Annotated in this window: 16 protein-coding genes; 10 read left to right on the top strand and 6 right to left on the bottom strand. The window is 43.7% G+C overall.

Features of this window, described 5'->3' with window-relative positions; translation table 11 throughout:
* The 4 genes from VB740_RS13150 to VB740_RS13135 all read left to right on the top strand — a co-directional run.
* A partial coding sequence (locus tag VB740_RS13150; RefSeq protein WP_323200439.1) for a hypothetical protein occupies nucleotides 1-222 on the top strand: 222 nt, incomplete at its 5' end.
* A complete protein-coding gene (locus VB740_RS13145; protein ID WP_323200438.1) occupies nucleotides 203-439 on the top strand; it encodes a hypothetical protein in 237 nt (78 codons plus the stop codon). The genes VB740_RS13150 and VB740_RS13145, both read left to right, overlap by 20 nt.
* Before the next feature lie 47 nt (nucleotides 440-486).
* A complete protein-coding gene (locus VB740_RS13140) occupies nucleotides 487-1869 on the top strand; it encodes an aminopeptidase P family protein (protein WP_323200437.1) in 1383 nt (460 codons plus the stop codon).
* 47 nt (nucleotides 1870-1916) lie between these two features.
* Nucleotides 1917-2402, top strand: coding sequence for a hypothetical protein (locus tag VB740_RS13135; RefSeq protein WP_323200436.1), 486 nt, complete (start codon nucleotides 1917-1919; stop codon nucleotides 2400-2402).
* 51 nt (nucleotides 2403-2453) lie between these two features.
* On the opposite strand, the gene VB740_RS13130 is transcribed toward VB740_RS13135, so the two are convergent.
* The 6 genes from VB740_RS13130 to VB740_RS13105 form a co-directional block, all read right to left on the bottom strand.
* Complete coding sequence (locus VB740_RS13130; protein ID WP_323200435.1) at nucleotides 2454-3575, bottom strand: sensor histidine kinase KdpD; 1122 nt, start codon at nucleotides 3573-3575, stop codon at nucleotides 2454-2456.
* Between the two features lie 128 nt (nucleotides 3576-3703).
* Nucleotides 3704-4285: a K(+)-transporting ATPase subunit C gene (gene kdpC / locus VB740_RS13125; protein ID WP_323200434.1), complete on the bottom strand. Its 582-nt coding sequence runs from the start codon at nucleotides 4283-4285 to the stop codon at nucleotides 3704-3706.
* Nucleotides 4285-4506 (bottom strand): potassium-transporting ATPase subunit F, encoded by a 222-nt coding sequence (locus tag VB740_RS13120; RefSeq protein WP_323200433.1) that lies wholly within the window; start codon nucleotides 4504-4506, stop codon nucleotides 4285-4287. Before VB740_RS13120 ends, kdpC begins: the two co-directional genes overlap by 1 nt.
* 67 nt (nucleotides 4507-4573) lie before the next feature.
* Complete coding sequence (kdpB, locus tag VB740_RS13115; RefSeq protein WP_323200432.1) at nucleotides 4574-6643, bottom strand: potassium-transporting ATPase subunit KdpB; 2070 nt, start codon at nucleotides 6641-6643, stop codon at nucleotides 4574-4576.
* A gap of 142 nt (nucleotides 6644-6785) precedes the next feature.
* A complete protein-coding gene (kdpA, locus tag VB740_RS13110) occupies nucleotides 6786-8471 on the bottom strand; it encodes a potassium-transporting ATPase subunit KdpA (protein ID WP_323200431.1) in 1686 nt (561 codons plus the stop codon).
* Nucleotides 8472-8498: 27 nt separating this feature from the next.
* Nucleotides 8499-8780 (bottom strand): TrkA C-terminal domain-containing protein, encoded by a 282-nt coding sequence (locus VB740_RS13105; RefSeq protein WP_323200430.1) that lies wholly within the window; start codon nucleotides 8778-8780, stop codon nucleotides 8499-8501.
* A 274-nt stretch (nucleotides 8781-9054) separates the two neighbouring features.
* Between VB740_RS13105 and VB740_RS13100 the strand changes: the two genes are divergently transcribed.
* The 6 genes from VB740_RS13100 to VB740_RS13075 all read left to right on the top strand — a co-directional run bounded on the left by VB740_RS13100 (nucleotide 9055) and on the right by VB740_RS13075 (nucleotide 14717).
* Nucleotides 9055-10158, top strand: coding sequence for a HAMP domain-containing sensor histidine kinase (locus VB740_RS13100; RefSeq protein ID WP_323200429.1), 1104 nt, complete (start codon nucleotides 9055-9057; stop codon nucleotides 10156-10158).
* Between the two features lies 1 nt (nucleotide 10159).
* Nucleotides 10160-10834, top strand: a complete 675-nt coding sequence (locus tag VB740_RS13095) for a response regulator transcription factor (RefSeq protein ID WP_323200428.1) — start codon at nucleotides 10160-10162, stop codon at nucleotides 10832-10834.
* 277 nt (nucleotides 10835-11111) lie between these two features.
* Complete coding sequence (ffh, locus tag VB740_RS13090; RefSeq protein ID WP_323200440.1) at nucleotides 11112-12578, top strand: signal recognition particle protein; 1467 nt, start codon at nucleotides 11112-11114, stop codon at nucleotides 12576-12578.
* A 272-nt stretch (nucleotides 12579-12850) separates the two neighbouring features.
* Entirely contained in the window at nucleotides 12851-13117 is a 267-nt protein-coding gene (gene rpsP / locus VB740_RS13085) for a 30S ribosomal protein S16 (RefSeq protein WP_229495283.1), read from the top strand.
* Nucleotides 13074-13514: a KH domain-containing protein gene (locus VB740_RS13080; RefSeq protein ID WP_322646307.1), complete on the top strand. Its 441-nt coding sequence runs from the start codon at nucleotides 13074-13076 to the stop codon at nucleotides 13512-13514. Before rpsP ends, VB740_RS13080 begins: the two co-directional genes overlap by 44 nt.
* Before the next feature lie 249 nt (nucleotides 13515-13763).
* On the top strand, nucleotides 13764-14717 hold the full coding sequence (locus VB740_RS13075; RefSeq protein WP_323200427.1) for a PhoH family protein: 954 nt from the start codon (nucleotides 13764-13766) through the stop codon (nucleotides 14715-14717).
* The last annotated feature ends 85 nt before the right edge of the window (nucleotides 14718-14802 follow it).

The following is a 14802-nucleotide window of genomic DNA, read 5'->3' as shown; positions in this document are numbered from 1 at the left end:
AAATCTCGCACTGCGTTTCTATCCCGCCTCGGAATGAATTCCGAGTCTCATAGCTCAAGTCCACTTAAGTGGACTAAATCCAATGACAGCCGCGCTAGCAAAGTGCATATTACATCCAAACGAGAACTGCTACATACAGTACCTGATAAATTAAAAATACAATCTCCAAAAACTAGGGTCAATGTCAAAGCAAAATGGAAACATGACGATAAAAATCTTTAGAAGCATCTTTGCTGCTGTCAACTTAGCGTTAATTTTTGGAGGATTAGTTAGTTGTGGTCTTAATGTACCGCAGCCACTTGCTCCAACTGAGCAACAAAAACCAGTCGTGCAACCTAACCAGAACGACGAGGATGATGACGACGACAAAGATGGCGATCGCAAGAATAATGATCGCAAGGATGATGAAGACGATGACGATAAAGACGATAACGATTAAATAAAGGCAAAGCTCTAACCTTTATCCTTCTCTTTGAGTTTCCATTTATGCTGATTCAACAAACTTCTACTTCCCTCATCGAGACTTTACGCCACCGTCGGCAACAACTAGCCAATCTCATTGATTTTCCAGCAATTCTGTGGTCAGGTAGCAACATTTCACGCAACTTTGCCGCAAATCCCTTTCCGTTCCGCGCTAGCAGCCATTTTCTCTATTTTGCTGGACTGCCATTATCAAAGGCGGCAATTCGTCTAGAAGCGGGCAAGCTAGAACTATTCATGGATGATCCATCACCCAGCAGCGCCCTTTGGCATGGAGAAATGCCAACGCGCGAGGAAATAGCTCAAAAGATTGGGGCGGATGTGGCAGGGCCAATGGCAGAATTAGAGTCTTGGTTAGAAGATGCTGCCACACTTGCTGTACAAGATGCAGCTACTTGGACGCAACAATCGCAGCTATTAAATAGATGGATTTTACCACAAAGTCCTCCCCAAGGAATTGACTTGGAGTTAGCTAAAGCGATCGTTTCTCTGCGCCTCACTCATGATGAAGCTGCATTAACCGAGTTGCGAAAAGCTGCGGCACTCACTGTTGAGGCACACAAAGCTGGTATGGCAGCAACACCTAAAGCCAAGCTAGAAGCACAAGTTCGTGCAGCGATGGAAGGGGTAATTATTGGCCACAATATGACAACTTCTTACAACAGTATTGTCACCGTCCACGGTGAAGTTTTGCATAACGAACAGTATCACAATCCTCTACAACCAGGTGATTTACTGCTTGCCGATGTTGGTGCTGAAACTGAGATGGGTTGGGCAGGTGATGTAACTCGTACGTGGCCAGTTTCCGGTAAGTTTTCATCTACCCAGAGAGATATTTATAATGTTGTGCTGGCGGCTCATGATGCTTGCATTGCTAAAATACAGCCTGGTGTAGAGTATGAAGATATCCATCTGCTAGCTGCCACGGCGATCGCTGAAGGTTTGGTAGAGTTAGGCATCTTACAAGGAAATCCGCAAGATTTAGTAGAGATGGATGCCCACGCGCTGTTTTTCCCTCATGGTATCGGTCATCTACTGGGTTTAGATGTCCATGATATGGAAGACTTGGGTGATATAGCTGGGTATGAAGAAGGACGTTCTAGGAGCGATCGCTTTGGCTTAGGCTACCTCCGTTTAAATCGTCCTTTGCGTCCAGGAATGTTAGTCACAATTGAACCTGGCTTTTATCAAGTACCAGCAATTTTAAATGATGCCAACGTTCGCTCAAAATATCAGAATGTGGTGAATTGGCAGCGTTTATCTGAATTTGCTGATGTGCGCGGAATCCGCATTGAAGATGATGTTTTAGTTACCGCAGAAGGTAGTGAAGTTTTAACAGCCGCATTACCGAATAGTGCCAGTGCTGTAGAAGATTTAGTGGGTTCTTGATCTCTGCATCATACCTTGCTAATTGATACCGTAAACACATAGAACTTATGATCAAAAAACCTATAGGATTATTACTCAACGGAGTTATTGTTAGCTTCGGACTCTTGCCATTATTAGCTCAAGCACAGCAGCCGGTTTCTGATATTCAAGTTGCGGCGATGGTAGAGGCATTGCGACAGGCTGCACCGCAGACAAAAAATCCCAACGATGGATATTACAGCGAATGGCAAGTTAAACCAGAAACCCTCAAAGGCTGGACAAGAACTTGTCTTAAACGAGAACTAACACCGACGCAGTTTGAAAACAGCCCTGCGATCGCTCGTCAAGTTGTATCCTGCATTACCCGCCGTGAGTTAACCAATCAGTTGAGCGCCACCAACAATAATGAAATTGCATCTGTGCGCGGCGCAGCTTGTTGGTGGATGACTGGTAGTTATACAGGCTGCAACAAAGGCTTCACTGCTGACTATGTGCAAAAAGTAGTCCGCTTTTACCAACAACAACGTTCAAAACCAGCAACAACTCAATCATAAAAAGAATTCAGAAGCGAAGCGGGGCGTTAGCCCATTGCGAATTGGTTTAACTCATTTCTCGGTAGCGATAATATGTAAATCTATTTTTTGATGCCTAATTAGCTCCATCAATCTTTGTGTGAAAGAACCTTTGAGCCATTTTTTCCATAAAGACTGCTGGCTTTCACCAATAATAATTTGAGTGATGTGATAATCTACTGCAACTTGAGCAATTTTCTTGGCGATACTTTGGCTCTTAAAATGTAAAAATTCGCCACCAAACTCTCGACATAATTTCTCGCATGTATCAATATGCAAACTTTCTTCTTTGGTGAGAAAACGTTCGGGACGTGCTACGAACACAGTATACAGTCCCGCATTCATATAATTGGCAATGCGTGCGCCTCGACGTAGCAATTGCACTGAATCCGGGTAAGTAGATACACATACTAAAACTCGTTCGTGAACATTGCACTTTTGTCCTATTAAGCTGGAAGTGTTTGCTTCTTCTTCAACGGTATCTGCTACTTCTCTTAGTGCTAGTTCCCTTAAAGCAATGAGATTACGACGCTGAAAGAAGTTTTTCAGGGATTGCTCAATTTTTTCAGGAGCATAAATTTTCCCTTCTTGTAAGCGCTCTTCTAGAGTTTCTGGAGTAACATCAATGACAACCACAGCATCAGCTTCATCAAGTACATAATCAGGGATACGCTCTCGTACCACTACACCTGTAATTTTTGCCACTAGGTCGTTTAAACTTTCTAAATGCTGAATATTGACAGTGGAGTAAACATCAATTCCAGCAGACAAAATTACTTCCACGTTCTGATAACGCTTTTCTCGTTGAGAACCAGGAACGTTAGTATGAGCAAGTTCATCCACTAGAACCAGTTGGGGGGAGCGTTGCAGAATTGCGTCTGTATCCATTTCCTGTAGAGTGACGTTCTGATGGATGCAGGCTTTTTGAGAAACTACCTCGATTTCAGCAGCTTTCATTGCCGTATCTTTGCGCCCATGAGTTTCTATGACACCGATAACTACATCAATTCCATCTTGTTTGAGTTGATGTGCTTCTTCCAGCATTTTGTAAGTTTTGCCGACACCGGGAGCCATACCAATAAAAATCTTATGTTTCCCGCGTCGGTTAGGACGAATATAAGAACTATCGGGAGATGAGGTATGAGAATGAATCATGAACAAGATATTAGGTAAATTGGCAATAGTTAATTTAGAAAGCTGGGAAAGAATGATAGTGTTACTTGTTTTGAGTTAATCGTTTATTGGGACTATTAATCGCTTCTTTTCTTGACTCCTTCAAGAAGTTAACTTGCAGGCTGTAAAGTATCCAAAGCCATATTTAGCTGCAAAACATTGATTCCAGGTTCACCAAAAATTCCCAGGAATCTGCCATCTATATTTTGAGATACTAGAGTTTGAATTTGGGCTGGATTCAGATTACGGGCACTGGCGATACGCTGCACCTGTACTTGGGCTGCTGCAATACTGATGTGGGGATCTAAACCGGAGCCAGAAGTATAAACTAAATCAGCAGTTGGTTGTATATTGGCTTGTTTCAGCCGTGCTATTTCTATTTGAATACGTTTGAGTAGTTCAGGATTGCTGGGTGCGAGATTGCTAGCTCCTGATACTCCTGTAATTGGAATTTCTGGGCTTATGCTGTATTCTACAGTGCTGGGACGGCTCCAGAAATAGCGATCGCTATTAAAGGGTTGACCAATTAAGGCAGAGCCTACAACTGTACCTTGACTGTTAGTGATTAAGCTACCGTTAGCCTGAAAGGAAAATGCTATCTGTCCACAAAGTAGCATGAATAAAGGATAGAGGAAGGCTGTTAGTAACCACAAAGCTAAGGTGGAACGAACAGCTTTATTGAGTTGGCTCATCAGAATTTCTCCGGCTGAAAAATGACTACAAATAAATAAATACTCACGCTCAAAGTCAGGAGTCCTAAAAGGGCGATAGCATAAGACGCAGAACGTGATATTGCGAACGGTGTTGCGGCTTGTACTGCTGGTGCTAGAAGTACATTCAAGCAAAGCAGTAAGAATAGAGATAAGGGAATACGATTTTGTTTTTTGTCAATAAAGTGAAATACATTCTTCATAATTAAAATAGTGAATTGAAACGCAAAGGGGCGCAGAGGTAAGCGCAAAGTAACGCAGAGTTTTGGATTAAGCTAGACCTATGGACACAATCAAAAGATCAATTATTTTGATGGCAATGAAGGGAATCACAACGCCACCAAGTCCATAGATAAAGATATTGCGTTGTAAAAGTTGATCTGCGGTTAATGGTCGAAATTTAACCCCAGTCAGTGCTAAGGGAATGAGTGCTGGAATTACTAAGGCGTTGTAAATTAAAGCTGATAAAACCGCAGATTGGGTGCTTGCCAAACCCATAATATTGAGAGTGCCAACACCAATGCCCGAAAATATTGCTGGAAGAATGGCAAAATATTTAGCAATATCGTTAGCAACAGAAAATGTAGTGAGTGCGCCACGAGTAATCAGTAATTGTTTACCAATGGTGACGATATCAATTAACTTGGTAGGATCAGAATCAAGGTCTACCATATTAGCAGCTTCCTTTGCCGCTTGAGTGCCTGTATTCATTGCCACACCTACATTTGCTTGAGCTAAAGCTGGGGCATCATTAGTACCATCTCCAGTCATCGCTACGAGTTTTCCTTGGGCTTGTTCTGTCCGAATCACCTCAATTTTGTCTTCAGGTGTAGCCTCGGCAATAAAGTCATCAACTCCTGCTTCTTCCGCAATCACAGATGCAGTAATGCGGTTATCTCCGGTCAGCATAATGGTTTTAATTCCCATCCGCCGCATTTGATCAAAACGTTCTCGAATCCCCGGTTTAATGATGTCTTTGAGATAAATTACACCGTAGATTTCATCATTTTTACAAAGTGCTAATGGAGTACCACCTAATCGAGAAATTCGTTCAAAGGTGGTATCAAGTTCAGGGGTTAATTTTCCATTACGCGATCGCACAAATCCTTTAATCGCGTCCACTGCACCTTTACGAATTTGCACCTCGTTGGGTAAATCAGTGCCACTCATCCGCGTTTTGGCAGAAAATTCGATGCCTTCTGCTTGTTTGGAGTCAATATCTAATCTTGCCCCTAATTTTTCTGCCAGTTTGACAATGGATTTTCCTTCTGGAGTTTCATCAAATATGCTTGATTCTAGAGCAACCTTTGCTACCTTCTCCATAGAATGACCATTAACGGGAATAAATTCCTCTGCCAAACGGTTTCCCAAAGTAATCGTACCTGTTTTGTCCAATATCAGGGTGTTGATATCTCCGCAGGCTTCAACTGCCCGTCCAGAAGTAGCAATTACATTAAACTGGGCGACTCTATCCATTCCAGCAATCCCAATAGCACTTAATAATCCGCCAATAGTGGTAGGAATCAGTGCCACAAGTAAAGCTATGAGTACGGCAATACTAATAGGTGAGTTGATGTAGACTGACACCGTAGGTAAAGTGGCAATCACAACCAAAAACACTTGAGTGAGAACTGCCAACAAAACCGTCAAGGCGATTTCATTGGGTGTTTTGCTGCGAGAAGCTCCTTCTACTAAACTAATCATGCGGTCAAGAAAACCTTGTCCAGGGTCAGCAGTCACCCGAATTATCAGTTCATCGGAGGTGATACGCGTTCCTCCAGTCACGGAACTAGCAATATCTGACCCTGGTTCTTTCAATACTGGTGCTGATTCTCCCGTAATGGCAGATTCATCAACAGAGGCAATACCTTTAATCACCTCCCCATCAGCAGGGATAATATCCCCAGCAATTACCTTGATTTGGTCGCCACGACGTAAGGCTGTAGAACTAACCTCTTCGGTGGAACCATCAGCAAGGAGTTTTTTGGCTTTAGCATCGGATTTTGCCGATCGCAAGGCATCTGCTTGAGCTTTGCCTCGTCCTTCGGCTACAGCTTCCGCAAAGTTGGCAAAGACAATGGTTAAGAACAGAATCAGGGTAATTAAACCATTGAATAATCTGGGATTGTTACCCGGTGTTGGTCCAAATAAATTTGGTGCAATTGTTACCAGTGCTGTGATGATCGTACCTAACCAAACTACAAACATCACTGGATTTTTCAACATATTACGCGGATGCAGCTTAACAAATGCTTGCTGAAATGCGCGTTTGTAAAGTCCGGCTGATTTGGCTTTGGGTTTATGTTTGCGTTCTTGTCGCAGTTTTGTAGATAGTGTCATTGGTGATTTGATTAATTAATTTAAAAAATTAGGCACAGGCGCAAACAAAAGAATATTTCGCGTTGCATAGTTGCGGGATGATTTAGCAAATTCCAAAATTCCCCCCCTGCCTCCCCTGCTCCCCCTGCCCCCCCTGCTCTCTTCATCCACCTCTGGCAATCAGAAACGCCTCTGCTATGGGGCCTAAAACAAGTGCGGGAAGGAAGGTAAGAGCGCCAAGGATTAAAATCACGCCGCTTGTAACTCCCGCGAAAAGCCTAGTGTCAGTTCTCAGGGTGCCGGTGGTCATAGGAACAGGTTGCTTGCGGGACATACTATCCGCCAAAAGTAGCAGTGCAATAATTGCGATATAACGCCCTGCCAAAATACTGACACTGGTGCTGAGGTTCCACCACAGAGTATTATCGTTTAATCCTTCAAAGCCAGAACCGTTATTCGCTGCGGCGGAAGCGTATTCGTAAACTACCTGGGATACACCATGAAAACCTGGATTGCTAATGCCTGAAAGAGTATCGGGAAAACCGAAGGTAATAGCCCAAGGAATGAGAATAGCAAAGGGGTGAACTAATAAGACAACGCTGGCTAGGACAATTTCTGGTTTCTCGATTTTGCGTCCTAAAAATTCTGGTGTCCGTCCCACCATTAACCCAGTCAGGAACACCGCCAAAATTAGATAGATAAATAGGTAAGCTGTGCCAGTTCCTTGGCCTCCCCAAATAATTTGCAAAAACATATTAAAGAGAGTCGCAAATCCACCTGGAGGCATTAAGGAATCGTGCATACCATTAACAGCACCACACATAGTTGCTGTGGTCATGACTGCCCAAAGTGCTGTTTGTGCCCATCCAAATCGAACTTCTTTGCCTTCTAAGTTGGGTTGTTGTTCTCCCAATAGTGAGTTAACAAAGGGATTTCCTTGAAATTCGCCTACTGCGGCAACACCTATTAAAAAAACAAAGATGACAAAGACCATCCAAAACACTAGCCATGCTTGTTTACGGTTGTTAGCAAATATGCCGTAAGTGTAAATAAATGCTGTGGGAATAGAAATCATTGCCCACATTTCTAATAAGTTCGTAAAGCCGTTGGGATTTTCAAAAGGATGGGCTGAGTTGATTCCAAAGAAGCCACCACCGTTTTCTCCTAATTCTTTAATAATTTCAAAGTGGGCAACCGGGCCACGGGCAATTACTTGAGTTGCCCCTTCTAAGGTAGTTGCTATGGCTGGGCCTGCCAAAGTTTCTGGTACACCCGCCAAGATTAATAACAAGCCGCCAATCACAGATATGGGTAACAAAATTCGCGTGATTGACTTAATCAAATCGCTGTAAAAGTTGCCTAATGGTCTACCAGTTAAACCACGAATAAAGGCAATTCCTACTGCTAAACCAGTCGCCGCCGAGGTAAACATCAAAAAACCCAGGGCGAAAGTTTGACTGGCATAGGTATAAGTTGTTTCACCAGAATAATGCTGTTGATTGGTGTTAGTGACAAAGGAAATAGCAGTATGTAGTGCTAAATCCCAACTTGGTGTATCTAAATTTGTGGGATTTAGCGGCAACCATCGTTGCAGCATCAAGATTAAAAAAACTAAAATCCCCATGACAAGATTGCTATACAGTACTGCTTTGGCATACTGCCAACCTGTCATTTCTTCTTGAGGACGTATGCCACTAAAGGCATAAATAGCTTTTTCTAGAGGATTTATTACTGCATCAAGGAGTGTTTTTTCTCCCATGAAAACACAAGCTATATATTTCCCCAGTAAGGGAGTAGTTGCTATGACTATCAGTAATGTCAAAGCAATTTGTATCCATCCTTGTAACATGAATTTAAAAAATCTCCTGATACATTTTTATATTGTCGAATTTTTGATGAAACACTCTTTGGGTAAATAGTGAACTGGATGCTTTTTGGTAAGGATAAAATTTAGCATGGGAACTGAGGCTGAATTTAAAGCAACAGCTAGTATATAATCTCCATACCAAATTATGAGTTCAGCACTTGCTAGGATGACTTGATTATGTCTAACAATGCCGAGAACTATGCAACTTTCTGGCAACGATAAGCTAGTTAAAGCTTTGCCACAATAGCAGCTGTTGCTCAGAATTTTTACACTTATTAAACCTAATGCCATAACGCATTTTTGCAATTTAAGAGAACAAGAGGAACAAGGTTCTCTAGTTGTTACTAATTAATATAATTAACTATATGAGCTAAAACAAGTAATAGAAGGGTATAAAACAGCGTTTGTTTTTTATTCATGGTGTTTATTGAGGAATATATATTAAGTGTTTAGGACGTTTATCTTTAGGTAAACGCTTCATTGATTGGTTAATAATCTGGTATAATCAATTTAGGTAAATATAATTTTTAGTTAAAATAATAAAAAATTAACCATCATGCCCTAAATGGTAGATTTCAAAGTTAGATTACTTCATAAAGAATCGCCTTTAGGCAAATCTTTGCTAATTGCAGGTCTATTTATAGTTGCATTAATTCTGGAGTACTCTACACCTACTGAATATGTGTTTGGCTATCTCTACACAGGGCCGATTTTGTTAGCAAACTCCTGGTTAGGGAGGCGTGGTACTTTTCAAGCGACCTTCGTTGCTGTGTGCTTAACGATGCTAAATCTTGTAATGCCAGGTGGTGAAGTCATTAAGGCTTCTACGATCGCCAGTAGAGCGATCGCTGCGATCGCATTGATTGTCACGGGTGTTTTGAGCGATCGCCTACGTCGTTCGGAAGAAGCGATCGCCCTGACTCGTGCCAAGTTAGAAGCTCAAGAGGAATTGTCCAGAGTGCGTGAAGATTTTGCTTCTACTCTCACCCATGATCTCAAAACTCCGTTGTTGGGAGCAATTGAAACTCTTAAAGCCTTTGAACAAGAAAAATTTGGTGCTGTCTCATCGCCACAGCAAAAAGTTTTAGCCACAATGACGCGTAGTCATCAAACCTCTCTACAACTGCTAGAAACTTTGTTAGATATTTATCGCAATGATACAGAAGGCTTAAAACTCAACTTAGTACCTGTAGATTTGGCTATTTTGGCAGAAGAAGCTGCTAGTACTCTGTCGGAGTTAGCAGCCAGCCGCCGCGTTTATCTTTCACTTAACTATGGTGACTCTGATTGGCGGCGATCGCTATGGGTTCAGGGTGATGAATTACAACTTCAACGAGTTTTTACCAATCTTATAGTTAATGCTATCAACCATTCTCGGCGCGGTGAGCGTGTGGAAATAGTATTAGAACCGCAAGCTTCCTATCAAGTTGTGAAAATTTTGGATACGGGTGCAGGTATTGTACCCGAACAATTCTCCCATTTATTTGAACGATTTTATCAAGGACATAGCCAACGCCAAGCTAAAGGTTCTGGATTAGGGCTTTACCTATCTCGGCAAATTATTGTAGCCCACGGCGGTATAATTTGGGCAGAGAACAGAGTACCTATCGGTGCGATGTTTGCTTTTAAGCTTCCCGTTTACCCGTCTCAATCTTCTGTTACTGTGTGAGATGCCATCTACCCCAATCAAAATTCTCCTAGTAGAAGATGATGAACTTTTTCGTTTAGGTTTGCAGGTGCGATTGCAACAAGAAACTGGCTTAGAGATTATTGCTGAGGCAGAAGATGGAGAAACAGCTATTGAATTAATTAACCAAAAATCTTTCGATGTAGTGCTACTAGATGTAGGATTGCCAGGAATTGGCGGAATCGAAGCTTGTAAACAAATTAAGCAGCAAAATCCTCAGTTACCAGTTTTAGTTTTGACTTCCCACTCCCAAAAGTCTTTAATTGCCCGATTAATTGAAGCAGGCGCTCAAGGCTACTGTCTCAAAGGAGTGGCAGCAGAAAAATTGGTGCTGGCACTTCGTTCTGTTGCTGCTGGGGCATCCTGGTGGGATGAAACTGCAACCAAAGAAATTCGTTCTACTTTTGCATCCGATCCTGGCGAACCTAACTCAGAAAATATCTCAAAACTTTCCAACCCCCTAACCCAACGCGAACAAGAAATTTTATCACTGCTGGCAGCTGGAAAAACTAATCAAGAAATTGCTCTAGCACTCTACATCACACCTGGGACTGTGAGGGTTCATGTTCATGCGATTTTACAGAAATTAGAAGTGCGCGATCGCGCTCAAGCTGTTGTTGTTGCTCTACAAAAAAGTTTAATTAAGGGACTTGTGTAGAAATAAATATAGGTATCTGGCAAACAGTTCAGTTAAGCTTTTTTCTCTCCCCCTGCCTCCCCTGCCTCCCCTGCTCCCCTGCCTCCCCTGCCCCTCTGCCTCCCCTGCTCCCCCTGCCTGCCTTAACAGATAAATTTGCTTAACCCAAGCTGGTTGCTACAGTCGGGGTGAAAAATACTAAGCTGGTAGATAGCACATTTAAAATTTAGTGGAAATTCGGAATCGCATTCATCGGCGGTTTAGAATTTCCTATCGGCGAACTACCTGTAATTACATTATGTTTGATGCATTATCTGACCGTTTAGAATCCGCCTGGAAAAAACTGCGGGGACAGGACAAAATTTCTCAATCCAACATTCAAGATGCATTGCGCGAAGTGCGCCGCGCCTTGTTGGAAGCAGATGTCAATCTCCAGGTAGTCAAAGATTTTATTAGCGAAGTCGAAGCCAAGGCACAGGGAGCCGAGGTAATTACTGGCGTGCGACCTGACCAACAGTTCATCAAAATTGTTCATGATGAACTAGTGCAGGTGATGGGAGAAGAAAATGTTCCCATAGCAGAAGCCCCGGAACAGCCTACTATTGTGCTAATGGCTGGGTTGCAAGGTACTGGTAAAACCACAGCTACCGCTAAGTTAGCCTTACATCTGAGAAAATTAGATCGTAGCTGTTTGTTGGTGGCGACAGACGTATATCGCCCAGCAGCGATCGACCAATTGCTGACCTTGGGTAAGCAAATTGACGTACCAGTATTTGAACTAGGAAGCGACGCCGATCCCGTAGAAATTGCAAGGCAAGGTGTAGAACGCGCCAGGGCAGAAGGTGTAAACACAGTAATTATTGATACTGCTGGTCGCCTGCAAATTGACGAAGACATGATGGCGGAGTTAGCCCGCATCAAAGCAACAGTCCAACCCCATGAAACTTTGTTGGTGGTGGACGCAATGACCGGTCAAGAGGCAGCCAATCTTACCCGCACCTTCCATGAGCAGATCGGAATTACTGGGGCGATTCTCACCAAGTTAGATGGTGATAGCCGTGGTGGTGCAGCGCTTTCGGTGCGAAAGATTTCGGGAGCGCCGATTAAGTTTGTGGGTGTAGGCGAGAAAGTCGAAGCACTACAACCGTTTTATCCCGATCGCATGGCATCGCGGATTCTGGGAATGGGCGATGTGCTGACCCTGGTAGAAAAAGCCCAAGAAGAGTTCGACTTAGCCGATGCTGAGAAAATGCAGGAGAAAATTTTGTCAGCGAAGTTTGACTTTACTGACTTTCTCAAGCAGTTGCGGATGCTGAAGAACATGGGATCTCTTGGAGGCTTCATCAAGATGATTCCAGGGATGAACAAGCTCTCAGACGATCAGCTGAAGCAGGGAGAAACCCAGCTAAAGAAGAGTGAGGCGATGATTAACTCCATGACTCGCCAAGAACGCCATGACCCCGATTTATTAGCTAGTTCTCCCAGTCGGCGGCGGCGGATTGCTGCTGGCTCCGGCTATAGAGAGTCTGATGTAACTAAACTAGTGGGTGATTTCCAAAAAATGCGATCGCTCATGCAGCAAATGGGTCAAGGCAACTTCCCTGGAATGCCGGGAATGTTCGGTGGTGGCGGCATGGGCAATGCCTTTGCAGGTGCAGGCAATCGTCCCCCTGCCCCCGGATGGCGGGGTTACGATGGTGGTGCCCCAGGCACGAAAAAGAAAAAACCCAAAGATAAAAAGAAAAAAGGCTTCGGCAATCTTTAGTTATTGGGAATGGGGAATGGGGAATGGGGAATGGGGAATGGGGCATGGGGCATTGGGCATTGGGCATTGGGCATTGGTAATTTGCTAATGACTAATGACTAATGACTAATAGCAGCAAATGCTAGGCAGTGCTAAAATTAGCATTTCGACCTCAGAATTTATCAGCAGAGGAAGCTGGCCCTCTATTTCTCGGCAGCAGCCAGATTTAGGTTACTTCCTCGCCAACTAGTTACTAACTAATATCTAAACAACAGGAGAACGATTCTTCAACCATGATCAAACTGCGCTTGAAGCGATTCGGTAAAAAGCGGGAAGCAAGTTACCGCATTGTCGCAATTAACAACCTCGCTCGCCGCGATGGACGTCCCCTAGAAGAGTTGGGATTCTACAACCCCAGAACCGATGAAGTGCGACTAGACGTTCCCGGCATCGTCAAGCGACTACAGCAAGGCGCTCAACCCACTGACACCGTCCGTCGCATTTTAGTAAAAGCCAATGTTTTTGAACAGGTCAGTGCCACACCTACAGCCGCATCATAATTCCGGAACAATATCCCCAACAGCTAGCCCCAATTATGTTGGGCTGGTTCGGTTTTTAGTGCAACCGTTTTTGGAATCTCCAGAGACTTTAAGCGTTGATTGTGAAATTTCTCAGGCCCTCAACCGGGCTTGGATTCGCATCGCCTTTGAAAGCACAGATAAAGGGAAAGTGTTTGGTCGAGGGGGACGCAATATTCAGGCAATTCGTACAGTAATTGCCGCCGCCGCCGCTGCTGCTGGACAATCAGTATACCTGGATATCTACGGCAGCACCACGCCGGGCCGCGAGGGTATGTCTTTTGATGAAGAGACAGAAGAGCGATCGCCACCGCCAACTAGGAGAGAACCGCGTGGAAATGATGGGCCTAAACCCATTGTTAAACCCCGCCTCCGCTAGGTTAAAGCTAGAGAGCAAGTCTGAGCGGTTGTAGTTACTTCCGCTCAGAATTTTTGTAACAATGGAAAGTAGCAAAAAATTTTGGATCTTTTTTTGGACTCTTCACCAGGGGCGTACAGCTTTACGCTCCACAGCCGATTCATATGTTGCAAAAATTTTTCTAAAATCTAAGTAAAAAACGTAATTTCGCCCTTGGCGAAAAAAGATTAACCTTTGTCAAATACAGATCCTCACCAATTAAGAAATATTATGGCAGGTGCTTTAACAATTCAGCTGCCCAATATTCCCAGTGCGATCGCTCTTGCAGGAGATGGAGAAGAAAATCTCAAAATCCTATCTCGGCAAACAGGAGCCACTTTAGTGCTACGCGGGCAGGAATTAGTGATTTCTGGTACCGAAGGGCAAATTGATCTGGCTTCTCGATTAGTGCGATCGCTTGAAGACCTCTGGATTAAAGGCAATACCATCACCAGTGCCGATATTTTAACAGCTCGTCAAGCCATAGATAGCGATCGGCAAGGGGAATTGCAAGATTTACAGCGGGATGTCCTTGCCAAAAGTCGCCGGGGTGAAGAAGTCCGTGCCAAAACCTTCCGCCAACGTCAATATATTGACGCACTCCGTAGACGCGACCTCACCTTTGGGATTGGGCCTGCTGGTACCGGCAAGACTTATCTCGCTGTTGTTGTCGCCGTGCAAGCACTCCTTGCCAACCAGGTGGAAAAGCTAATTTTAACTCGCCCTGCCGTCGAAGCCGGTGAAAAACTCGGTTTTTTGCCTGGAGACTTACAGCAGAAAGTTAACCCCTATCTTCGCCCACTTTACGATGCTATTTATGACTTCATCGACCCAGAAAAAATACCCAGCTTAATGGAACGCGGTGTGATTGAAGTCGCACCACTCGCCTATATGCGGGGACGCACCCTCAATAACGCCTTTGTAATTGTGGATGAAGCTCAAAATACTACACCCGCTCAGATGAAAATGGTTTTGACTCGTTTGGGCTTCCGTTCTCGGATGGTGATTACAGGTGACATGACACAAACTGATTTGCCACTTCACCAACAATCGGGTTTAGGAGTAGCTTTACAAATTTTAAAACACGTTGAAGGGATTGCCTTTTGCGAATTTTCCCAAAAAGATGTCGTGCGCCATCCTCTGGTTCAGCGTATTGTCGCTGCTTATGAACAATACGAAAAATAGGGATTGGGAATTGGGCATGGGGCATTAGTTATACCAATTTGAAAAAAGAATGCGACAAATAGACCATTTGTAGAGACGCGATTCA

The sequence above is a fragment of the Nostoc sp. UHCC 0251 genome (genome assembly GCF_034932245.1).
In the GTDB taxonomy this organism is placed as follows: domain Bacteria; phylum Cyanobacteriota; class Cyanobacteriia; order Cyanobacteriales; family Nostocaceae; genus Nostoc.
Note: the sequence above shows the minus strand (reverse complement) of the source record. Positions and strands in the feature narration are given on the sequence as shown.

What these genes read in the sequence shown, in the direction of transcription:
- VB740_RS13145 (WP_323200438.1), top strand. Translation starts at nt 203, where the DNA reads ATGACGATAAAAATCTTTAGAAGCATCTTTGCTGCTGTCAACTTAGCG.
- VB740_RS13140 (WP_323200437.1), top strand. Translation starts at nt 487, where the DNA reads ATGCTGATTCAACAAACTTCTACTTCCCTCATCGAGACTTTACGCCAC.
- VB740_RS13135 (WP_323200436.1), top strand. Translation starts at nt 1,917, where the DNA reads ATGATCAAAAAACCTATAGGATTATTACTCAACGGAGTTATTGTTAGC.
- VB740_RS13130 (WP_323200435.1), bottom strand. Translation starts at nt 3,575, where the DNA reads ATGATTCATTCTCATACCTCATCTCCCGATAGTTCTTATATTCGTCCT.
- kdpC (WP_323200434.1), bottom strand. Translation starts at nt 4,285, where the DNA reads ATGAGCCAACTCAATAAAGCTGTTCGTTCCACCTTAGCTTTGTGGTTA.
- VB740_RS13120 (WP_323200433.1), bottom strand. Translation starts at nt 4,506, where the DNA reads ATGAAGAATGTATTTCACTTTATTGACAAAAAACAAAATCGTATTCCC.
- kdpB (WP_323200432.1), bottom strand. Translation starts at nt 6,643, where the DNA reads ATGACACTATCTACAAAACTGCGACAAGAACGCAAACATAAACCCAAA.
- kdpA (WP_323200431.1), bottom strand. Translation starts at nt 8,471, where the DNA reads ATGTTACAAGGATGGATACAAATTGCTTTGACATTACTGATAGTCATA.
- VB740_RS13105 (WP_323200430.1), bottom strand. Translation starts at nt 8,780, where the DNA reads ATGGCATTAGGTTTAATAAGTGTAAAAATTCTGAGCAACAGCTGCTAT.
- VB740_RS13100 (WP_323200429.1), top strand. Translation starts at nt 9,055, where the DNA reads ATGGTAGATTTCAAAGTTAGATTACTTCATAAAGAATCGCCTTTAGGC.
- VB740_RS13095 (WP_323200428.1), top strand. Translation starts at nt 10,160, where the DNA reads ATGCCATCTACCCCAATCAAAATTCTCCTAGTAGAAGATGATGAACTT.
- ffh (WP_323200440.1), top strand. Translation starts at nt 11,112, where the DNA reads ATGTTTGATGCATTATCTGACCGTTTAGAATCCGCCTGGAAAAAACTG.
- rpsP (WP_229495283.1), top strand. Translation starts at nt 12,851, where the DNA reads ATGATCAAACTGCGCTTGAAGCGATTCGGTAAAAAGCGGGAAGCAAGT.
- VB740_RS13080 (WP_322646307.1), top strand. Translation starts at nt 13,074, where the DNA reads ATGTTTTTGAACAGGTCAGTGCCACACCTACAGCCGCATCATAATTCC.
- VB740_RS13075 (WP_323200427.1), top strand. Translation starts at nt 13,764, where the DNA reads ATGGCAGGTGCTTTAACAATTCAGCTGCCCAATATTCCCAGTGCGATC.